The sequence below is a fragment of the Haladaptatus litoreus genome (genome assembly GCF_900156425.1).
Classification (GTDB): domain Archaea; phylum Halobacteriota; class Halobacteria; order Halobacteriales; family Haladaptataceae; genus Haladaptatus; species Haladaptatus litoreus.
Map to the genome: position 1 here is coordinate 189,406 of NZ_FTNO01000002.1, position 20,604 is coordinate 210,009.

Annotated in this window: 22 protein-coding genes; 11 read left to right on the forward strand and 11 right to left on the reverse strand. The window is 59.0% G+C overall.

Going from position 1 to position 20,604, the window contains the following annotated elements; all coding sequences use genetic code 11:
* Positions 1-27 precede the first annotated feature (27 nt).
* The gene (locus tag BW974_RS12035; protein ID WP_245800061.1) at positions 28-1,254 is read left to right on the forward strand and encodes a YihY/virulence factor BrkB family protein; all 1,227 of its coding nucleotides are present in this window, start codon (positions 28-30) and stop codon (positions 1,252-1,254) included.
* A 2-nt stretch (positions 1,255-1,256) separates the two neighbouring features.
* Positions 1,257-2,072: a phosphatase PAP2 family protein gene (locus BW974_RS12040; protein WP_076430530.1), complete on the forward strand. Its 816-nt coding sequence runs from the start codon at positions 1,257-1,259 to the stop codon at positions 2,070-2,072.
* A 33-nt stretch (positions 2,073-2,105) separates the two neighbouring features.
* Here the strand turns inward: BW974_RS12040 and glnA are convergent, their stop codons facing one another.
* Positions 2,106-3,476 carry a type I glutamate--ammonia ligase gene (gene glnA / locus BW974_RS12045; RefSeq protein ID WP_076430531.1) on the reverse strand — a complete coding sequence of 457 codons (1,371 nt, stop codon included), beginning with the start codon at positions 3,474-3,476 and terminating at the stop codon, positions 2,106-2,108.
* A 124-nt stretch (positions 3,477-3,600) separates the two neighbouring features.
* On the opposite strand from glnA, the gene lrp reads away from it, so the two are divergent.
* The 3 genes from lrp to BW974_RS12060 all read left to right on the forward strand — a co-directional run bounded on the left by lrp (position 3,601) and on the right by BW974_RS12060 (position 5,190).
* Positions 3,601-4,059, forward strand: coding sequence for an HTH-type transcriptional regulator Lrp (lrp, locus tag BW974_RS12050; RefSeq protein WP_076430532.1), 459 nt, complete (start codon positions 3,601-3,603; stop codon positions 4,057-4,059).
* Between the two features lie 61 nt (positions 4,060-4,120).
* The gene (locus tag BW974_RS12055) at positions 4,121-4,765 is read left to right on the forward strand and encodes a helix-turn-helix domain-containing protein (protein ID WP_076430533.1); all 645 of its coding nucleotides are present in this window, start codon (positions 4,121-4,123) and stop codon (positions 4,763-4,765) included.
* Positions 4,766-4,869: 104 nt separating this feature from the next.
* Positions 4,870-5,190, forward strand: coding sequence for a DUF7344 domain-containing protein (locus BW974_RS12060; RefSeq protein ID WP_076430534.1), 321 nt, complete (start codon positions 4,870-4,872; stop codon positions 5,188-5,190).
* A gap of 115 nt (positions 5,191-5,305) precedes the next feature.
* On the opposite strand, the gene thsA is transcribed toward BW974_RS12060, so the two are convergent.
* Complete coding sequence (gene thsA, locus BW974_RS12065; protein ID WP_076430535.1) at positions 5,306-6,967, reverse strand: thermosome subunit alpha; 1,662 nt, start codon at positions 6,965-6,967, stop codon at positions 5,306-5,308.
* 162 nt (positions 6,968-7,129) lie between these two features.
* The gene (locus BW974_RS12070; protein ID WP_076430536.1) at positions 7,130-7,678 is read right to left on the reverse strand and encodes a KH domain-containing protein; all 549 of its coding nucleotides are present in this window, start codon (positions 7,676-7,678) and stop codon (positions 7,130-7,132) included.
* A 71-nt stretch (positions 7,679-7,749) separates the two neighbouring features.
* Between BW974_RS12070 and BW974_RS26970 the strand changes: the two genes are divergently transcribed.
* Complete coding sequence (locus BW974_RS26970) at positions 7,750-7,872, forward strand: hypothetical protein (RefSeq protein WP_281247689.1); 123 nt, start codon at positions 7,750-7,752, stop codon at positions 7,870-7,872.
* A 110-nt stretch (positions 7,873-7,982) separates the two neighbouring features.
* Positions 7,983-8,603: a DUF106 domain-containing protein gene (locus BW974_RS12075; RefSeq protein ID WP_076430537.1), complete on the forward strand. Its 621-nt coding sequence runs from the start codon at positions 7,983-7,985 to the stop codon at positions 8,601-8,603.
* 12 nt (positions 8,604-8,615) lie between these two features.
* Here the strand turns inward: BW974_RS12075 and rio1 are convergent, their stop codons facing one another.
* The 3 genes from rio1 to eif1A form a co-directional block, all read right to left on the reverse strand.
* The gene (rio1, locus tag BW974_RS12080) at positions 8,616-9,479 is read right to left on the reverse strand and encodes a serine/threonine-protein kinase Rio1 (protein ID WP_076430538.1); all 864 of its coding nucleotides are present in this window, start codon (positions 9,477-9,479) and stop codon (positions 8,616-8,618) included.
* Positions 9,480-9,562: 83 nt separating this feature from the next.
* Complete coding sequence (locus BW974_RS12085; RefSeq protein ID WP_076430539.1) at positions 9,563-10,228, reverse strand: nitroreductase family protein; 666 nt, start codon at positions 10,226-10,228, stop codon at positions 9,563-9,565.
* Positions 10,229-10,619: 391 nt separating this feature from the next.
* Positions 10,620-10,904 carry a translation initiation factor eIF-1A gene (gene eif1A / locus BW974_RS12090; RefSeq protein ID WP_076430540.1) on the reverse strand — a complete coding sequence of 95 codons (285 nt, stop codon included), beginning with the start codon at positions 10,902-10,904 and terminating at the stop codon, positions 10,620-10,622.
* Positions 10,905-11,046: 142 nt separating this feature from the next.
* On the opposite strand from eif1A, the gene BW974_RS12095 reads away from it, so the two are divergent.
* On the forward strand, positions 11,047-11,250 hold the full coding sequence (locus tag BW974_RS12095; RefSeq protein WP_076430541.1) for a DUF7470 family protein: 204 nt from the start codon (positions 11,047-11,049) through the stop codon (positions 11,248-11,250).
* Positions 11,251-11,267: 17 nt separating this feature from the next.
* Here the strand turns inward: BW974_RS12095 and BW974_RS12100 are convergent, their stop codons facing one another.
* Positions 11,268-12,245, reverse strand: a complete 978-nt coding sequence (locus BW974_RS12100) for a tyrosine--tRNA ligase (protein ID WP_076430542.1) — start codon at positions 12,243-12,245, stop codon at positions 11,268-11,270.
* Between the two features lie 99 nt (positions 12,246-12,344).
* Between BW974_RS12100 and BW974_RS12105 the strand changes: the two genes are divergently transcribed.
* On the forward strand, positions 12,345-12,545 hold the full coding sequence (locus BW974_RS12105; RefSeq protein ID WP_076430935.1) for a hypothetical protein: 201 nt from the start codon (positions 12,345-12,347) through the stop codon (positions 12,543-12,545).
* A gap of 23 nt (positions 12,546-12,568) precedes the next feature.
* Here the strand turns inward: BW974_RS12105 and BW974_RS12110 are convergent, their stop codons facing one another.
* The 3 genes from BW974_RS12110 to rnz form a co-directional block, all read right to left on the reverse strand.
* A complete protein-coding gene (locus tag BW974_RS12110; protein ID WP_076430543.1) occupies positions 12,569-14,608 on the reverse strand; it encodes a DUF460 domain-containing protein in 2,040 nt (679 codons plus the stop codon).
* Between the two features lie 112 nt (positions 14,609-14,720).
* Complete coding sequence (locus BW974_RS12115) at positions 14,721-15,587, reverse strand: N-acetylmuramoyl-L-alanine amidase (RefSeq protein WP_076430544.1); 867 nt, start codon at positions 15,585-15,587, stop codon at positions 14,721-14,723.
* A gap of 200 nt (positions 15,588-15,787) precedes the next feature.
* Positions 15,788-16,714: a ribonuclease Z gene (gene rnz / locus BW974_RS12120; RefSeq protein ID WP_076430545.1), complete on the reverse strand. Its 927-nt coding sequence runs from the start codon at positions 16,712-16,714 to the stop codon at positions 15,788-15,790.
* Between the two features lie 207 nt (positions 16,715-16,921).
* Between rnz and BW974_RS12125 the strand changes: the two genes are divergently transcribed.
* Entirely contained in the window at positions 16,922-19,042 is a 2,121-nt protein-coding gene (locus BW974_RS12125; RefSeq protein ID WP_245800062.1) for a DUF7282 domain-containing protein, read from the forward strand.
* 116 nt (positions 19,043-19,158) lie between these two features.
* Positions 19,159-20,220, forward strand: coding sequence for an AAA family ATPase (locus BW974_RS12130; protein ID WP_076430546.1), 1,062 nt, complete (start codon positions 19,159-19,161; stop codon positions 20,218-20,220).
* A gap of 21 nt (positions 20,221-20,241) precedes the next feature.
* Here BW974_RS12130 and BW974_RS12135 read toward each other — a convergent pair whose 3' ends face one another.
* Positions 20,242-20,559, reverse strand: a complete 318-nt coding sequence (locus BW974_RS12135; RefSeq protein ID WP_139328869.1) for a hypothetical protein — start codon at positions 20,557-20,559, stop codon at positions 20,242-20,244.
* Positions 20,560-20,604: the final 45 nt, after the last annotated feature.

The following is a 20,604-nucleotide window of genomic DNA, read 5'->3' on the forward strand; positions in this document are numbered from 1 at the left end:
TTGTGCGATTTCGTGGAAGTAACAGGTGTGAATTTTCGAGTAACTACACGCGAAATCGCCGCCGAGGTGCGTGAGCAGGAAATCACGTTCCTCGCCGCCGGAATCGCATTCTACGCGTTCGTCTCGATACTTCCGGCCCTCCTCCTCGGATTGGCAGTCGTCTCCATCGTCGGCGGCGAACGCATTGCCACCGAAGTCGTCATGACCGCCCAGCAGTTTCTTTCGCCTGCGGCGGAGGCAGTCATCTACGAAGCGTTCACGAGCAGGTCGGGACGCAGTAGCGCGACGATTGTCGGTGTCCTCGTCCTCGTGTGGAGTACGCTTCGGGTCTTTCGGGGCCTCGATAAGGCGTTTTCGCGGGTGTACGATTCGAACCACGAAGAGTCGTTTTTCGAAACGCTAGTCGATGCGTCCATCGTAGTCGTCGTCATTGCGCTGGCGCTCCTCGGCCTCGCCCTCGGAAGCGTCGTCTTTTCCGCGTTTTCGTGGGTTCCGTTCGCAAAACCGCTTTCCTCTGTCGTCGTTCTGTTCGCACTCGCACCGGTATTTCTGCCTCTCTATTACTTTTTTCCGGATGCCGACGTGACGGTTCGAGAGGCGCTTCCGGGGACGATACTGGCGACGGTTAGCTGGGTCGCCCTCCAAGCGCTGTTTCAAGCATACGTCGAATCCGCGGCGCAGTTCGCCGCCTACGGCGTCCTCGGCGGCGCGCTGTTGTTAGTTTCGTGGCTCTATCTCGGTGCAATCGTTCTCCTGCTCGGGGCGGTGGTGAACGCAGTTCTCGCCGGAGGGTCTTTCAGGAAAACTAAAGATGCGGGAGCAACCAACAGCAAACAGCAGGTAGACTCAGGAGAGTACATGACCGACGATACAGAGCAGTCCGCCCCGGACATCCTCGAACTGCATGGCGACGTAGAGCGTCTCCAATCGGAGTTCGAGGAGTTCGAGCAAGACGTTGATGAGCGCACGGTTCAGAAACCCAAACTGGAGTCGGAGCTAAAGCGGTACGTCCGCAGACGGATGCGGCGCGGACACGCCCGCGGATGGGGACCGTATCTCGTTCTCCTCTACGGGACAGTGATGACGCTCGGCGCGTTCCGATGGCTCGAAAGCGGATGGGCCATCGCCGCCATGCTCGTTATCTGGCTCTCGACCCTCGGACTGTACACGCTCATGGTTCTGGTCGGATTCGGCGTTAGCGCGGTCGGCGTCCCCGGCCGCGTCGGCGGACGAATCCGCGACTGGCGTTCGTAACCATGACTCGGGGCTGGGGTCTTATCGAAGCGTTTCGTGAAGTGTTGCCGGGTTGGGCACCCGAACTGTTCGCGTACGTCACGCAACTCGGGGACGTGTGGTTCCTCTTCGTCGTCGGCGCGCTCTGCTACTGGTTCAACGACGACCGCGAGCGATTCGCGTTCGTCCTCGCCGTAACGCTGGGCGCGCTCGCGTTGACGCTCGCACTGAAGGAGTTTTTCGCACTGCCCCGGCCGAACGAAGCACTCCGAATCGTCGATGCGAGTGGCTACGGTTTCCCGAGCGGCCACGCCATCGGTTCCACGGTATTTTGGGGTATTCTCGCGTTGGCGGTAGACCGATGGAATCGCGGGATACGAATCGCCGGAGCCGCCGGTATCGTCACGCTGGTCATCATGTCTCGAATCATCATCGGCGTTCACTTCGCAATCGACGTTATCGTCGGCGTTGCGGTCGGCCTCGCGTATCTCGCGTTCGTCGTCAAGGGACTGCGCTGGCGACCGACTCCCGCATTCGCGCTCGCAGTCGTCATTGCGCTGACCGCGGTGCTGTTGGCGCTGCAACCGCCAACGACCGAACACGGCATGCTCGACGCTGTCGCCGCATTCGGTGGCACGGTCGGTGCCTTGCTGTTGTGGCGGGAAGTCGGCCCCCCAGATGGGTCAGTAACCCCTATCGCAGGCGCCGCCGGAATTGTCGCGCTCGGCGCCCTCTCTTACGTCGGACTCGAACTGTCGCTTCCGCTCGTCGCGGTGTTCGCCGTCAATGCAGTGGTTCAGGCAGGCGTCGTCGCCTATCCGCGAATCGCGGGACAGTAACGAAAAACAAGCGATAGAACGACTGAATCGGCGTTAGAACTTCTCCAAGTAACGCTCTTTCTCCCAGCCGCTGACGTAGGTTTTGTAGTCGTCGTACTCGGCGGTTTTGACCGTGGTGAACTTCTCGACGACGTGCTCGCCGAGCGCCTCCGTGATGACTTCATCCGTCTGGAGTGCATCAACTGCTTCCGAGAGACTGGCAGGGAGCATAGTGATGCCGTAGTCATCGAGTTTCTCGTCGTCGAACTCGTAAATGTCCTCACGGACAGGTTCGCCGGGGTCTGCATCGTTCTCGATACCTTCAAGTCCAGCACTGATGACGACGGCGAGTGCGAGATACGGATTGCACGACGGGTCGGGACTGCGGATTTCGAAGCGCGAACTCGCGCCTGCCGCGTCCGGAACACGGAGGAGTGCCGAGCGGTTCACGCCGCTCCACGCGACGTAGACGGGAGCCTCGTAACCGGGGACGAGACGCTTGTAGGAGTTGACAGTCGGATTCGTGATTGCCGTGAACGCTTCGGCGTGGTTGAGAATGCCGCCCATGAACTTGTACGCCGTCTCGGAGAGGTTGAACTCGTCGTCGCTGTCGGCGAAGGCGTTGCCGTCCTCGTCGAAGAGACTCATGTGACAGTGCATGCCAGAGCCGTTAATCGCTGAAATGGGTTTCGGCATGAACGTGGCGTGGATGTCGTTCTGTTCTGCGACGGCGCGAACCACGGCGCGGAAGGTTGCGATGTTGTCCGCGGCGGAGAGCGCGTCGTCGTATTTGAAGTTGATTTCGTGCTGGCCGTCCGCGACTTCGTGGTGGCTGGCTTCGATTTCGAAGCCCATCTGTTCCAGCGTGAAGATGACTTCACGACGCACGTCGCTCGCCATGTCCTTTGGTGCGAGGTCGAAGTAGCCGCCGGAGTCGTGCGGGATGGTGGTCGCATTGCCGTCGTCGTCCTTCTCGAAGAGGAAAAACTCCGGTTCCGGGCCGATGCTGACGGTGTAGCCCATCTGGTCGGCTCTGTCGAGAACGCGTTTGAGCACCTGTCGTGGGCCGCCGGAGAACGGCGTTCCGTCGGTGTTCACCACGTCACAGATTAGGCGTGCACTCGCGGTTTCGCCGTTAGAGCGCCACGGGAGAACTGCAAAGGTAGACGGGTCGGGTTCGAGACGCATATCGCTCTCCTGAATGCGAGCGAATCCTTCGATGGAAGAACCGTCGAACCAGATACCTTCGTCGAAGGCCTTCTCGACTTGGTGCGCCGGGATACTGACGTTCTTGACCGTCCCCGTGATGTCGGTGAACTGGAGGCGGACGAAATCTACGTTTTCGCGTTCGATTGCTTCTAAAACATCCTGTTCTTCTTTCCCCAACCCTTCCTCTTCTTTCGCGGCAATATTTCCGTCTGTCATCTTTATCGACAGTCTACGCAAATACATCCATCATTAAAACTGTAACGGTTGGTCAATTGTGCAATTTTGGTCCAGAATTGGATATTCGTTAAATTCTAATGCTTGGAGTGGGATGGTTGGTGTAATGACGTATGAAAATCTGGATGCGAAGTTAGTAAACGAACTACTTGGTGACGGTCGGGCAAGTCTGCGAAGTCTCGCGGAGAAACTTGACGTTTCGGTGACAACCATCTCGAACCATTTGGCAGACTTGGAGGAGCGAGGCGTCATCCAAGGATACAGCCCGCGCGTGGATTACGACGCACTCGGCTACGACGTGACCGCGGTCGTCCAGTTGAAAGTCGAGGGCAACGCCCTCCCGGAAGTGACCGACCGACTGCAAGACCACGACCAGATGATAAGCGTGTACGAAGTGACGGGGGATTACGACATCATCGCCATCGGCAAGTTCACAGATACGGACGGCATGAACGAACAAATCAAAAAACTGCTCATCGACCCGGACATCAAAGAGAGCAACACCAGCGTCGTGTTGAACGCCGCGAGCGAACACGAACAGTTCAAACTCGACATCGACGAGTAATCGGTCACCGGCCACTCGATTTTCAGTAAACACTTAGACCCCGGGATGAGTCACCCCGGTAATGAGCGTTATCGCGGAGTTTACGATTCACGCTCCGACCCTCGCGTTAACACCGACGCTCGAAGCGGTTCCCGGAATGACCGTCGAACTCGACCAACAGATGGTCGCACAGGGATACACGCCGCTCGTCATCGTCTGGGCGAGCGGCGGCGATTTCACCGCGTTCGACATCGCCCTCGAAGCGGACACCACGATTGCCTCACACGCGATTATCGAAGACCTCGATACTCGGAAGCTGTATCGGTTGGAACTGTCTCGGAGTGACCTGCAAGAAGTGTATCCCGCGTATCAAAACGTCGGTGCTGTTCCGATGGCGGGACGCGGAAAAGCGGGCGTCTGGCGGCGGCGCATTCGATTTCCCGACCGCGACGCGTTGGCTGATTTTCAACAGTTCTGCACCGAGAAAACCATCGACTTCTCGCTTAAACGGCTATACACCCCGGGCGACGATGACACAACGTTTCAGTTGACCGAACCGCAACTTGAGGCGCTGGTCGCCGCATACGAGGTCGGCTATTTCAACGTTCCGCGCGATGCGACACTCGAAGTGTTGAGTTCGAAATTAGGAATCAGCAAGCAGTCCGTCTCGGAACGGCTCCGACGCGCGCAGTCTCGCCTCGTCTCGAACGCCATCCTCGGGAAGTAGGATAAAAAGCCTGAATTGTAAGGCCAACGTTGAGATTGACTGGCGTATATAAATCAATACAGCGAGAGTACAGATTTCCAACCGAACTGCGCCCTCCATCCAAGATGCCCATTCCAGACGACATTGACACGCCCGCACCGTCAGTTGTTTTCTCGACACTCGCTAGTCAACGACGGCGGCTCGTGCTTCGGGAACTACTCGACGGGGAGAAGTCCGTAACGAGTCTCGCACAGAAAATCGCATCCGAGAAGGCAAATAGCGAACCGCGGCGAATCTACGCCCAACTGCATCACAGCCATCTTCCAAAGCTCGAAGACTCCGGATTCGTCAGCGTCGAGGACGGCATCATCACGCTCGTTTGCCATCCGGAAGCTATCGAACCGTATCTGATACTCGCAGAGCGATACGGCTCGCAGAAAGAATAATTCTCAAAAAAACGGTGAACAGCGCCGTTCAAAAGAACAATTTGAAATAGTCGAAAGCGGTGCCGTTGCGGAAAGCGTTCGAAATGCGGTTGTGTGGTTAGGCTGTGGCCGAAATTTACATCGCGCCGCCCATGCCACCCATACCGCCCATGCCACCCATGCCGCCTGCTGGTGGGCCGCCTGCGTCTTCGTCGTCGTCGCCAACCTGACCGCCCTTCAGTTCGCCTGCGGCGATAACGTCGTCAATGCGCAGGAGCATGACGGCGGCTTCCGTCGCGCTTTCCACTGCCTGCGTTTTGACTCGGAGGGGTTCGACGACGCCGTCTTCTTCCATGTCCACGATGTCGCCGGTGTAGGCGTCGAGACCCGAGGTCTCCGCGCCACCGTCGTGTTTGCTACGGAGGTCAACGAGCGAGTCGATGGGGTCGAGTCCGGCGTTCTCGGCGAGCGTGCGTGGGATGACTTCGAGCGTATCGGCGAACGCTTCGACGGCCAACTGTTCGCGGCCTCCGACGCTGTCGGCGTAGTCGCGCAGGGCGAGGGCGAGTTTCGTCTCCGGAGCGCCGCCGCCGGGGAGGACTTTGCCGTCTTCGAGCGTAACACGAACGACACCGAGGCTGTCGTCGATTGCGCGCTCGACTTCGTCAACGACGTGTTCCGTTCCACCGCGGAGGATGAGGCTGACGGATTTTGCCTCTTCGACGTCTTCCACGAAGATGCGCTGGTCGCCACCAACGTCCTTCTGGGCGACGCTACCGGCGAATCCGAGGTCGTCCTCCGTGATGTCGTCAACGCTGTTCACGAGCGTTGCGCCCGTCGCGCGGGCCAGTTTGTCCATGTCGCTGGATTTCGCGCGTCGAACGGCGAGGATGCCTTCCTGCGCGAGGAAGTGCTGTGCCATGTCGTCGATGCCGCCGTCCACGAAGACGACGTCAGCGCCGACATCGACAAGCGAATCGACCATCTCACGGAGCTGTTTTTCCTCTTGGTCGAGGAACTGCTGGAGTTGGTCTGGGTCGGTGACGTTGACTTCGGCGTCGATTTCCGTCTCTTTGATTTCGAGTGCGCCGTCGAGGAGAGCGACGTCTGCGTCCTCTGCAAAGTACGGCATGTTGTCGTGGACGCGCTCTTTGTCGATGATGACGCCTTCGACGAGTTCGGAGTTGTCGATGGTGCCACCGACGACCTTCTCGACTTTGATGTTGTCCGTGTCGATTTCGTCGTCGTCAGCGACGCTCTGGACGGCGTTGACGACGAGTTCTGCGAGATGGTCTTTGGCGTTCTCCGCGCCCTTGCCGGTCATCGCCGTGGCGGCGATCTTTTCGAGGTATTCGGTGTCGTCCGCATCGACTTCGATTGCGGCGTCTTCGAGGACTTCCTTGGCCTTCTCTGCGGCCTGTCGGTATCCCTGCGCGAGCGTGGTCGCGTGGATGTCCTGTTCGAGGAGGTCTTCTGCCTTCTGGAGAAGCTCACCGGCAACGACAACCGCGCTGGTCGTTCCGTCGCCGACTTCGTCTTCCTGCGTTTCGGCCACTTCGACGACCATGTTGGCCGCCGGGTGCTCGATTTCCATCTCTTTCAGGATGGTGACACCGTCGTTCGTGACGACGACGTCGCCCATCGAATCGACGAGCATTTTGTCCATCCCTTTCGGGCCGAGTGTGGTACGTACTGCTTCTGCTACCGCCTTTCCGGCGGTGATGTTCATGGACTGCGCGTCGCGTCCGGAGGTTCGCTGGCTGTCCTCTGAAAGAACGATAAGTGGCTGATTGCCCATTGGCTGTGACATAGTCATCACATGGGTTGATTGCGATTCTATATAAATCTTTTCTTGGACGCGTGCGAACGTGCCACAAACGGCGCTCGGAGGGGGATGTCACACAGTAACAGAGCGGTATTTATATAAGAAATAGAGTTCGCTATCGAATCGAAAACAGCGTCAACCGCTGAACTGGTGGTACTCCATTCCTTGCTGTTTCATTTCGTTCCGCTTGCGTTCGAGGAACGAATACACTGCGCCGTGTGGCGCACCGTCGAGAATCATCTCGGCGGCACTTCGAACCGTCTCCACCTGCTGTGGCTGCCCGATGATACCCAACGTCGTTCCGTAGATAACCACGTCGGCACCCGTCAGTTCCTCCATCAACTGCCGAGTTCTACCGTTCTCGCCGATGAGTCGGCCTTTCTGTCGCTGGAGGTCGTTTTTGTTTCGGGCCGCCGCGTCGATGTCCACGAGGTCGAAAAGCATCAGGTCGTCTTCGAGCAGCGCGAGTGCTTCGTCCGGGGAGAACCCGCGACCAATCGCTCTGACGATTTCCGGCGCTTTCAGTCCGCGGACGGGGTCACCGTTCTTCTCGACTCGCACTGAACCGTCATCGGAGTCGATGTCGAGGCGCACGTCCGCACGACTTTCGATTTCTCGCATTGTCTCACCGCCTTCACCGATGAGAACGCCAATTCGGTCCTGCGGTATCGTCACGTGCTTCATAACCGCTCTTACCACCTGACGCGGTTTAAGCCCTTCCCTCCCACCTTTTGCTGCGGTCGGGAGTCAAAAGTATGCGCGATTCGCGCATGCTTTTGCTCTACCTCCCTGGCAAAATCTGGACCAAAAGCCTCCTCCTTCCCTACGGTCAGTCGTCGGCCCGCTCGCTCGTCGCTGTCGCTCCTCGTTCGCGGTGAGTGTGGTGGCAACTTCCCGGTTGTGTCGGGTGCTGATTTCTGTGGTTGTGTCGAATGCTGAAACCAACCCATGGGAAATGTTGATAAGCAATTGAAAATAACACTCTGTTATGGAATCGCAGAACGGCGGTTCGTGGTCGAAATACGACAAGCTGGCGGGGCTGTTGGCGGTTGCCCTGTTCACTGGCTACTTCGTTCAGCCGATAGAGGCGGCTATCGTCGCGGTCGTTTCGCCTCTTCTCTCGCCGCTCGCGGTGTGGCTTCCGTTTTCGCTGTTCGTCTTCGCCCTCGCCGGGACGACGGGACTGTACACAGCGATTTTGCAGACGAAACTCCGCGACACGGAGCGAATGGAACGGCTTCAAGAGAAGATGAAAACGCTTCAGGAGAACGTGAAGACCGCTCGCAACGAAGGCGACGAGGACGAACTGGACGGCCTGCGTCAGGAGCAACAGGAACTGATGCAGAGTCAGTTGAAGATGATGAAAAGCAGCGTTCGACCGATGGTGTGGAGCCTTCTGGTTACCGCCCCGGCGTTCATCTGGCTCCGATGGGCACTCACGTCGCCCGCCGCCGCAATCACGCCAGTGGCGTTTTTCTTCCCGGTTATCGGCCAAATCGCGTGGACGGCGACGATCGTCGGGCCGCTACAGGTGTGGCTGGTTTGGTACATCGGCGCGTCCATCTCGTCGGGGTACGTGAGCCGAAAAATCGTCCAGCGAGTCGCGTAAGCGCGGTCGTTTTTATTTTTCCGGGTCTGCGTTCTCCCGAATCCAGTTTTCCAGTTCGTCGCCGTGAACGTCGAGTCCTTCCCGCTGGAAGAACGACGCGATGTTCGCGCAGTCCCGAGTCAGAAACTCCCCGCTGTTGGGGTGGTGGTAGGTTACGGCCTGCCCCACGTCGATGATACAGAGTTCGCCGTTGCTGACGAGGATGTTGTACTCCGAAAGGTCGCCGTGGACGAGGCCTGAATCGAACAATCTCCGCATATATTCCTTGACGACTTCGTAAGCAGTTTCGGGGTTTTCGAGTCGCGCGTCCGCGAGCGTCGGCGCTCGTCTGCCGTCGTTGCCCATAAACTCCATCACCAGCACGTTGCGCTGGACGGCGAGGGGTTCCGGCACCCGAACCCCGGCTTTTATCGCGCGTTTCAGGTTGGCGAACTCCTTGCGAACCCACGCGAGGACGACCCGTTTTTTGTCCCCGCCGAGTTCCTCGAATCGTGGGTCACCAACGAGGTATTCACGCATATCGCGGAAGTTGCTCGCGTTGATTCGGTAGATTTTGACCGCGACTTCGCCGTTCTCCTCGTCTCCCAGTGCGCTGTAGACGGTCGCTTCCTTGCCGGACGAAATCGGCCCGCCGAACGCCTGCACGTACCCGTCCTGCACGAGTTTGTACAGTGCGGCGAGCGTGGCATCGTCGAAGACGGACTGCTCGACTTTGAACTGGTCTGAGTCTTTGACCCGTTCTCTGAATTGGCTGAACTCTCGGTCGCGCTTTCGCGCGATGCGGTCGGCTTCGGTGTCGGAAACGTCGATTTCCTCCCACTCGTCGCCGGGTTCCTCGGCATTCTCTGGGTCAAGCAGTCCGTACTCCTCACTCATCTATCCCCGTCTATGGGGAGGAGCGGTAAAAGGGTGGCCTGTTCAGTGTACCACCGTTCTCCCTGAATACTGTGACTTTCCGGTCAGTAAGATTCCTTGTGGAGGATTTCGTCAACGGAACGCCGAGGAAGTCGCTCGGGTTCTTCGCCGCCGCTCGGGCCGACTGCGAGGAGCATCACCGGAATCACGTCGTCCGGCAGGTCGAGGAACTCCGTGATACGTTCTTGGTCGAAGCCAATCATCGGCGTGGCCGTCAGCTCTCGCGCGTGTGCGGAGAGCATCAGATTCTCGGCCGCGAGGCTGGCGTTCCGAATCGCGTAGTCGCGCCCCATCCGCTCGTCGTCGTACATGCCGACCGTCTGGGCTTTCGTCTCCGCCGCGGTTTCCTCGTCCAGTCGGCCCGCTTCGACCCACTCGTCGAAAACGCTGTCCGCCGTCTTCGCGTTGGTGTGGCCCACGACCAAAATTGCGGTTCCGGCGTCGCGGATGTGCTCTTGTCCGTAGGCGATTTCTACGATTTCGTCCAGTCGCTCTTCGTCCTGAACCGAGACGAACTCCCACGGTTGGAGGTTGTACGAGGACGGGGCGATTGCCGCGTCTCGAATCAGTTCCTCCAGCGTTTCCTCGTCCAACTCCGCCTCGGGGTCGAAGTTGTGCCCCGACCGCCGGGTGTGGAGTGCCTCGATGACGTTCGGGAACTCCGCGTCGTGGTCTACATCCAACTCTTCGGAAGACAGGTTCTGTGACATCGTGCTACGAATTATGCACTCGGTATTTAACCCGAATACGGAAACGGCCGAGATTTCCGATTGCGATGTGCTACCGTAGCGATAAAAATAACGAACGAAGAACCGAGCGAAGCGAGTTCCCTCTGTGAGTGATAGGTCACCTGAACAACCGCGGGAAATCTGCCATCTGCACATCCGCAAAATCAGCACCCTCCACAACCGCCAGCGGCCAGCACCTCACCGCGAGCGAGGAGCGACAGTGACGAGCGAGCGGACCAAGCGACGACCAGTACGAGGCGCTTCGCGCCTCGAAAAGCGAGCGGCGAAGCCGCGAGCAGAGGGAGGAGCGCAGGCTTTTGGTGCAGATTTTTCCAGTGAGTGCGCCTATGGCGCACTCACACAGCAAAAGGTGCTACTGGATGTGCCCTTCTTCACGCAGTTGGTCGGCTTGCTGCTTGTCGTAGCGCCATTTGATGTCGGCTTTTTCGTCCTGCCAGTCCCACGGCTCTACGAGGACGATGTCGTCTTCGCGAATCCACACGCGCTTTTGCATCTTACCCGGGATTCGAGCGGTTCGTTCCGTTCCGTCTGCACATCGAACTTTGACGCGATTCGCACCGAGCATGTTGGTGACGGTAGCGAATACCTCATCATCGTCAGGCATGTGGAGGTTATTTCGTCCGCTGTTGTCACTCATACCCCACAATTGGAGGTCATTGGTTTTAAATCCGCTGTCCCGCGCCAGATACACCGACACGCCCCCTTGGAAATTTCGCGAGCGAGATGAATCAATTCGCGCAACTGCCACTTTTAAGACGCTCCCGGACAGAGTCCGGGCTATGCTCGGAAAACTCGGTGCCAAAGGCATCGTCGGTCTGCTCGCACTCGTCGCTGGAATCGCGGTTATCGCCCTCCAAAACATCATCATCGCCGCAGGGATGGCCCTCGTCGTCCTCGGCTTCGTCCTGACCGCGTGGGGACTCGTTTCGGGCGTGCTGGAGAGTTTCGGAATGGGTGCGATGATGGGCGGCGGATTCGAATAAGAGTAGAAAGGTTCCGGTTATTCCGCCTGCTGAATCTTCTCTCGACCCGGTGCGATGAGGTCGTCCAAGTAGGACGAAAGCGCGCTCTTTGCGTCTGCAGGGTGGAGTTCGCCGCTCTCCAAATCGTCTTCGAGCGAGTGGTAGTCGTCGTATTCGAGGTTGCCGCCGTACTTGTCGGGCCGTTCGACAACGACCTGCTGGAAGCGCGGGAAGACGTGGTATTCGAAGATTTGCAGAACCGGATTTTCGAGGTCGCCCTCGGGGTCGCGGGTCGGCGGACAGAACGCCGAGTTGACTTTGTCCTCGATGTCTTCGGTCGAATCCTCCATGGAAATGGTGACGCCCTTGCTTGAGGACATCTTTCCTTCGCCAGAACCGAGGTCGGCAATGAGCGGCGTGTGGATGCAGGTCGGTGCGTCGTAGCCGATACTCGGCAAGGTGTCGCGGGCGAGCATGTGGACTTTGCGCTGTTCCATGCCGCCGATTGCGAGGTCCAAATCGAGGTATTCGATGTCGAGCGCCTGCATCAAGGGGTAGACGGCTTGGGAGACTTTCGTGGATTCGCCGCTCTGGATTTCCGACATCGCCCTGCTCGCGCGGTTGAGCGTCGTCTCCAGTTCGAGGCTGTGGAGGTCGAGGACGTAGTCGTCGTCCATCTGGAACTCGGAACCGAATCGGAATTCGGTGTTCTCCTCGTCCAGCCCGTAGGCGATGAACTGCTCTTTCATGCGCTCTGCGGTGTCCCGAATCTCCTCGAACGTTCCTTTGTCGTTCAGGTATGCGTGAACGTCGGCGAGGAGGATGACGACCTCGAAACCGGCCTCCTGCAGGTCGATGAGTTTGTTCGCAGTGAGCATGTGCCCGATGTGGAGGACACCGGAGGGTTCGTAGCCGACGTAGGCGCGCTTGCCTTCGGGGTCGGCGGCGAGGTCGCGCACCTCCTCTTCGGTTACTAACTCGTCGGCGTTCCGGGAGATTAAGTCGTAAGCGTCCATGCACGCAAAAAGATGGCTCATCGGCTTTAGGGTTACGTCATCTCGTCGGAGCGAAGGGGATGTCCCAACAGCCAAGTCGGATGGCGAGAAATGCGGGATATGAACGCGGCGAGAATCGGACTGTGGTTGGTCGTCCTCGGTGGCCTCGCGCTCTTTCCGGCGACGTATTTCGGGATGGGAGTCGGCACCACGACGAGCGAGTACGTGCTGTTATACGCGGCGGTACTGGCAGTTGGATTCGGGATTGCATTCTGGTTGCTCCACATCCTGCGGACGTTTTCGGTCGAGTGGACGACCTGAGACGAAGAAGACCGGATACTAACTCAACTGCCGAACGACGAGGACGAGGAGGACGAAGACGAAGTAGACGAAGAGGACGACGACCGACGTTCGTCAGCCCTGCGCTCTGCGCGGTGTTCGCTGATGAGTTGGTCGAGTTGTTCCGTTTTTTCCTCCTTCCGGCGGTCTTCCGCCCGGTCGCGCCACTCTTCGATGACCGTCTCTACTTCTGACTCCCGTGCGACCGCGAGTTCGTCGATTTCCTGAATCGTCACGTCGCTCGCTGGCCCGACCGGAATGTCGTTGTCGAACAGCAGTTCGTCGGCCACGTCCGAGATTCCACCGGCTTTGAGCACGACTCGCGGACTGATGTCCGCGAGTCGTTTCGCGGTCGAACGACCCGCACCGCTCGCGTCTCGGAGGTAAATCACGTCGTCCTCGGCGAGTCCGTAGCTCTCGTGAGCGGCATCGATAGCGTCGTTGGTAAACTTCGAAATCGGCTTGACGGCGACGAGTCCGGCCTTCTGTTCGGCCACATCGCTGAAGTTCGAATGGTCGAGTTTCCACAGTTCCTTGAGCCGTTCGAGCTTGCCGTCCAACTCATCGATTTGCTCGTCGCGGTCGTCCAGTTCGTCCTCCAATCGGTTGTTCTCCCGCTGAAGCCGGGAAATTTCGCGGCGGGCGCGAACGTTTTCGCGCTCTTCTCGTCTGGCGTCCGAGAGGTCGCTTTCCAGTTCCTCGATTCGGTCGTCTTTCTCTTCTACGGTTTCCCGCAGGTCGTCGGTATGCGACTGCAACCGTTCGACCTGCGATTCGAGTTGCTTGATTCGCTTTTCCTCGGCGGAGAGTTCCCGAACCGTGTGTTCAGTCTTCTCTTCGTCCGGTTCCGGGTCGTCCGAGAGGGCTTCGACGGCGGCCTCGACGCTCTCGTTCCCTGCGACCACGCGGGCAGTCACTTCGCTCGGATTCATCCCTGCCGGGACTTTCCGAGCGATGCGCTCGAACTGGTCTTCGTGGCCGTCGAACGCAAACAGCGCGGCGGCCATGGCGTCCCGCTGGTGGTCGTTGTCGTAGTTTTCCTCCCGAGTTCGGTGCTGTTTTTCGTCAATCGGAAGGTCGGTTTCGGGCGTCCACGGGGCCGCATCGAAACTTCGCCGAATCTTCTCGACGGTTTCCGGCATCGGCGTCACGTCAGCGGCGACTATAATCGGTCGCCCGCGTTCGATTATCCATTCGATGACGTCGGCGGTGTTCGCTGTTCTGGTACTCCACACGTCGAGAAGCGACCCGTCCAACCCAGTCAGCGCGACTGCCGTGGTCGTTCCGGGGTCGATACCGACGATGACGTGGTCGCGGCGCTTGACGAGGGGTTCGAACTCGATGCCGTCCCGGCGGAGGCGCTCGATTTCGACGCGAACGTCGCCCGCTCTGCGGGAGGAAACCGGAATGTCGCCCGGGCGTGCGGACACCTCGAACACTGCGTTCGAGTAGCCGCCGTACTTCTCGGTGACTTCGCGCTCGTACTCTAATCCGGCGCTCCGAAGTTCGGATTCGACCTTGCGAGTCGTTTCCTTCACGGAGCCGTGGATTCTGCGAGTAAAGCGGTCTTCGCTCCACCCACCCTTTCCAGTCGAGCGCCCGCGGGAAACCTTGACCCGAGTGGTGTCGGTGAACGCGGTCACCTCGTGGCCGACGTTCATCGCGGCGAGTCGGGCCGCCGCCTCCGCTTCACGCATCGGCTTTTTGCCGTAGGGAACGCCGTGTCTGGACGCGACTCTGGAGAGCGGTTCCGGTCGTTCCGCACCGGTCACTTGGACGAGTCGAGTCGCGTCCGGAAGCCCCCGGAGGAAGTGGACGAGGGCGTCTTTGTTCTCGGCGAGTTCGTACATGTTGTCCGTCGCCAACAGCGCGGGTTCGTCACGCTCTACGAGGCGGCGGAGTTTCCGATAGGAAACGACATCGCGGTCTACCTGCTCGCCATCGTAGACGACGAGCGCGTAAGAGGGAGAATTACCCCGTACGTCCCCGCTTTGGATGTCAACGCCGTAGACGAGAACGTCGAGGGCACTCGTTCGCTCGCTCACGCTTCGCGGTAGGTGCCCTCGAAATATAAATCCGACGCGGAAAACAGCCGACGCGAAGGTCGGGAAATGGTCGCTACTGACGTAGACAGCGACGAAAAATGAGCGCGTCAGTCTATGCGTCGGTGAGGTACTGCTCGACCGACCAGCCCCACACGTTCCGGTCGAGCCAGTGGACGCCCCACCACGTGTAGCCGTCTTTGTCGATTGGGCCGTTCATGATTTCGCCGACTTCGCTGGGCGAAATCGTGGCGACGATTGGTTGGTCTGTTCCGGGTTGTTCGCGCGTGTTCAGATTGGCAGTCGGCGTCACTCGGTCGCCGTCAGCGAATCGGTTTCCGCCACCACCGCCGCTGTCACCGTTGACGAGGCTCATGAAGTAGTTCCAGTCCCACGTCGAACCGGGGTCGGTGTGGTCGTTGTAGCCACAGTCGGATTCGGGCACTTGATGGTGGCCGATGATGCCGCTCCCGTCCCGGGCGTCGCAGGGTGCAACTCCGGTTGGATGGGTCTTCGAAATGCCGTAGGTGTCGCAGAGCCAACTGACGATGTTGGCGGATTTCTGATATAGTGCGTCGGTGAAGTTCGTCTCACCGACCCAGCCTTCGTGTTCGATACCCACGGAGTGAGCGTTGTAGTTCGTGCCGCCAGCGTGCCACGCGGTATCCTCGTTGTGAACCATCTGCGTGGTGTGGCCGTCGGAGTTCCGCATCACGTACTGGGCGCTGACGTTTGAGTCGGGGTTCTGGAGCCAACTAACGGCCCCCGAATAGCTTCCCTGCGTCACGTGGATGACGACCCAGTTAATCGAGTTCGAACTCCTGTTCGTGTTCGAATAGTTGCTCGAATCCGCCGCGACCCATCTGTCGGCGTAGGGGTCTTGTACGTGCGCGCTCGCCGTTCCGGACAGTCCGACGCTTCCGAGTCCAATCGCACCAGCCGCTCCGAACTGTTTCAGTAGGTTTCTTCTAGTCTGTTTCATCGCGATTTATTTAATACAATGGTTCATTATAATATTTTTTACTGCCAGTAAATATGTTCAAAAGTAGATTTGGAACTGGAAAATGGCAGAACATCAAGTGTAAACAGCAGACCATCGCCTGCGTCGATTTGCCCAATCAGCACCTCTATCCGCTCCGCATTCGGGGATGGCCCGTTACTTGTTCGTACTACTCGTTCACACTATCCCTCTCGATACGGCACGTCGATGATGTCGCCATCGTCAGGGGCGAACACCTCGCCGTCGAACTCTTCGCGGGCCTCTCGAAGATGCGCAGAAACGTTACCCGCGTAGCGCGAGGAAACGTGCATCAACGCGAGTCGAATCGCCCCCGCTCGTTGTGCGATGTTCCCGGCCTCCGCCGCAGTCGAGTGGGCGGTTTTTTTCGCACGCTCGGCCCTGTCCTCGGCGAACGTCGCATCGTGAACGAGCAGGTCGGCGTCTTCAGCCACCGAAACCACCTGTTCCGACGGGCGCGTGTCCGCGGTGTAGACGAATTTACGACCGGGTCGCGGGTCACCGACGACCTGTTCCGGCTTGACCACGGTTCCGTCTTCGAGTTCGACCGGGTTTCCGGCGTGGAGTTGCTGGAACTTCGGCCCGACCGGGACGCCGAGTTCTTCGGCGTGTTCGCGGTCGAAACGACCTTTTCGGTCGTCTTCGACCAGCGCGTAGCCTACGGAATTCGTTTCGTGGTCGGTTCGAAACGCGCGAACTTCGTAGTCGTCGCGCCGGACGGCCACCTCGCCGGGCGCGACTTCCGTGATGTGAATCGGAAACGACGGCTGACTGCCAACTGCGTGAACCAGCGTATCGATGTCGTCGCCGGTTCCGCGCGGCGTATAAATCATGAGCGGGTCGTCGCGGTCGTTGAAGTTCCACGTCTGGACGAGGCCGGGAATCCCGAGGACGTGGTCGCCGTGGAGGTGTGAAATGAACAGATCGGAGACGGTGAATCCGGTTCCAAAACGCATCATCTGGCGCTGGGTTCCCTCTGCTGCGTCGAACAGCAAACGGTCGCCTTCCCGGTTGACGAGGATGGCACTCGGGTTTCGCTCCGTCGTCGGCACTGCACCACTGGTTCCGAGGAAGGTGACTCGCATCGACATCTACTGGCAGTTCGTGGACGGATAACTAAACCGCCTTCGAAACGGTCGCTCGATTCCGCGGGAAATACTGGCCTATGGGTCGCGGGAGTCGAAGGTACGGACGGCAGGAGCGCCCTAACCGACCGAATCGCCGTCTTATCCCGTGAACGGTCGAAGCCGTTTATCGGGTGTGTCGCCGTCACCTCGTTCGCAGATGAGGAGGGAGATATGACACGAATCCCGAGAACAGTTAGTGCCACATTCGTGGCCGTTCTCGTGGTACTCGCCGGCGGTGTTGCGGTATCGCTCGGTGCCACGGGACAGACAGACACAGCATCAGAAATGCGGGTTACGAACCTGCAGGAGGAAGCACAATCGAACGTAACTATCAGCGAACAACAAAGCGACGGTGAAACTGTCGTTATCGAGTCAGTGACCATGTCGGAGGGCGGCTTCGTCGCAATTCACGACGAAAGCCTGCTCGAAGGGAACGTCGTCGGGAGCGTCCTCGGTAATTCGGTGTATCTCGAACCGGGAACGCACGAGAACGTCACCGTGACGCTCGCGCGACCCATCAACGAGACACAGACGCTCATCGCCATGCCGCATCTCGACACGAACGAGAATGAGGTGTACGACTTCGTCATCGGTAACGGAACCGTGGACGGACCGTACACGATGGATGGCGAAGCCGTTATCGACGACGCGGAAATTTCGGTCGCTGAACCCGAAGAGCCGGAAGACAACGTGACGGACGGGCAACTGCCCGACGAACTCGTCTTCCACGTCGAGTCGGCGAGCATCGCGGAATGGTCGTTCGTCGTCGGCGACAGCACCGAACCCGACCGCACCGAAACCGTGAGCGGCGTGGACTTGCAGGACGAGACGGTTCGCCTCAACGTGACGGCGCTCCTGCAGAACGAATCCGCGCAGGAAGTCGTCCAGCGCGGACAGAACGTTTCGCAGGAAGACGTGAAGGACGCGGTGGAATCGAGCAACGTCTCGGTTCCGAGTGACTTGGAAACCGTCCGGGTCGTCCTCCGCGACATCAGCATCCAGAACGTGACGTTCGTGGTGGAACTGCCACCGAACCTGAACGCCACGACGATGCCGGGCCAGCCCGACGTGCCCGAGCAACCGGAGGAACTCAACGCCAGCGTCACCTTCGAAGACCAAACCACCAGCGGTGAGACGGTGACCGTCGATTCGGTCACTATGTCGGAAGGTGGCTTCGTGACGATGCACGACGAGAGTCTGCTCGAAGGAAACGTCATCGGGAGCATCCTCGGGTCGTCCGAGTATCTCGAACCCGGAACGCACGAGAACGTCACCGTGACGCTCGATGAGCCACTCACCGAGAGTCAGACGCTCATCGCCATGCCGCACCTCGACACGAACGGGAATCAGGTGTACGACTTCGCCACGTCCGGGGGAGAAGAAGATCTTCCCTACGTCGTGGACAACGAAGTCGTGGTTGACCCGGCGAACGTGACCGTCGAGGACGGTGCAGAGACGACGACGCCGGAAGAGACGACCACGGCGGAAGAAACGACGACACCAGCAGAAACGACGACGCCAGCCGAAGAGACGACGACTCCTGAAGCAACGACGACGGCAGAAGGAACCACGACGCCAGCAGAGGAAACGACCACTGCTGAAGAGACGACAACGCCGGAAGAGACGACCACCGCCGAAGACGACGGTGAAGTCAGAAACGTCTCCAACCTGGGCCCGTCGCTGGACGTGCAAAACCTCGAAGCGCCGCAGAACGCGACCGTTGGCGACACCATCACGGTGAACGCGACCATCACCAATCCGACCGACCAAGAACTCTCGCAGTTCGTGGACTTCCGGTTGGGCGGTGACGTCGTCGAGCGCAAAGACGTAGCGCTCCCACCGGGTGGAAGCGTGGACGTGACGTACCAAATCGACACCAGCGGAGTCGAACCCGGTACGTACACCCACGGCGTCTACACGGCCAACTTCGGCGAAATAGCGACCATTGCGATAGCGGACGCCGAGGAAACCACGACGCCTGCCGAGACGACGACTCCGGCAGAAGAAACCACGACGCCAGCAGAGGAAACGACCACCGTCGAAGAAACGACGACAGCAGCAGAAGAGACGACCACAGTAGCCAATGAGACGATAACTGCCGAGCCGGAAACCACCGTTGCCGAGGCGACGACGACCGCCGCCGCGGAAACGACGGTTGCGAATCAAACGACTGCTGTGAACCAGACGACTGTTGCGAACGAAACGACCGCCGCGGGCGAAACGACGGTCGTTTCGGACACGACGACTGAAGCAGGTGCTGCGACGACTGCCGCGAACGAGACGAGCGCGTAAGCGAGTCTCGTTCAACCGGCGAACTCAATACATCGCTTTTTTGACGACGAATTGCGGAGTAGATTCGCACGCTGTAACCGACCGATTCTTGTCCGGCGACCTGCTACGGTAGTTTGATGGAGTCGCCGCTGTGGACCGAAACGTATGCGCCCGACCTGTCCGACCTGCCCCAGCCAGCGGTGCGCGACTATCTGGAGCGGGCGGTAAACGAGCCGATTAACCTCGTCCTCTACGGGCCGGAAGGGAGCGGCAAAACCGCCGCCGTGCGGGCGCTGGCCCGCGAGGCGCACGACGACCCGGACAACGACCTCGTAGAAATCAACGTCGCAGATTTCTTCGACCGGACCAAAAAGGAGATTCGGAACGACCCGCGATTTTCGAACTTCCTGCAAGGTGAAACCGAGTTCTCGAAGCAGTACCGCCACGGGTCGAGCAAGCGCAAAAAGTACAAGCGCCAGTGGTCGAAGCGCGAGATGATAAACCACGTTCTCAAGGAGTACGCTGGCTATGCACCCTCTTCGGGAGAATACAAAACTATCGTCCTCGACAACGCGGAAGCGATCCGTGAGGACTTCCAGCAGGCGCTTCGCCGGGTGATGGAACAGTACCACGAAACCACGCAGTTCGTCATCACGACGCGCCAACCGACGAAGCTCATCCCGCCAATCAAATCGCGGTGTTTCCCCGTCTCGATGCGGGCACCCACCGAGGACGAGATTATCGGCGTCCTCGAACCGATTTTAGAGGCAGAGGAAGCAGAGTACGACGAGATGGGATTGCGATTCGTCGCAGGATACGCGAAGGGCGACCTGCGCAAGGCGATTTTGGGTGCCCAACTGCTGTACGAACAGGAGGGCGCGGTCACCACCGACGCCTACGAAGTTCTCCGCGAGTTCGGCATCCGCGGGCGCATCGAGGAGATGATGACGCAGGCCGAGAAGGGGCAGTTCACCGACGCCCGGAGTTCGTTGGACGAACTCCTCATCGACGAGGGGTACAGCGGCGAGGAGGTCCTGGAAGAGATTCTGGATGCCTTCGGGCGCTCGAACAAGTACACCGGAGAGGCGCTTGCAGAGGCAGTGCTGTTGGCCGCAGAGGTCGATATGGACTTGACCGAAGGAACCAACGACAGACTGCATATTTCCCATCTGCTTTCCGAGTTAGATGCAGAATCGTAGGCAAAGAAGGGGCAGACTAACTCATCCTGCTGTTTTTTGACTCTCTCCGTCGCTTCGACTCTGCCACCACCGGACACCCATGACGAGACCGAGAAGTAACAGTCCGACGCCGAGTAGGACAATGACTGCATCCGTGATACCTTCGAAGGCACTCGTAATCTGGAACAAGCTATAGGAAATCCAGATGAGGGACAGAGACAGCAAGCGATACAGCCATCGACGTGCGTACGTTCCCGTCCGATAGCGAAAGAGGCCGACGCCAAGGATGACGCACCACGTACCTCCAAGGATGGCCCCGGTGCTGGCGTTCGAAAAGCCGAGGATGAGAGGAACACTCATATCCATTCTTTCATTTCGACCAATAACTGTTTTTTGCCGAACAAT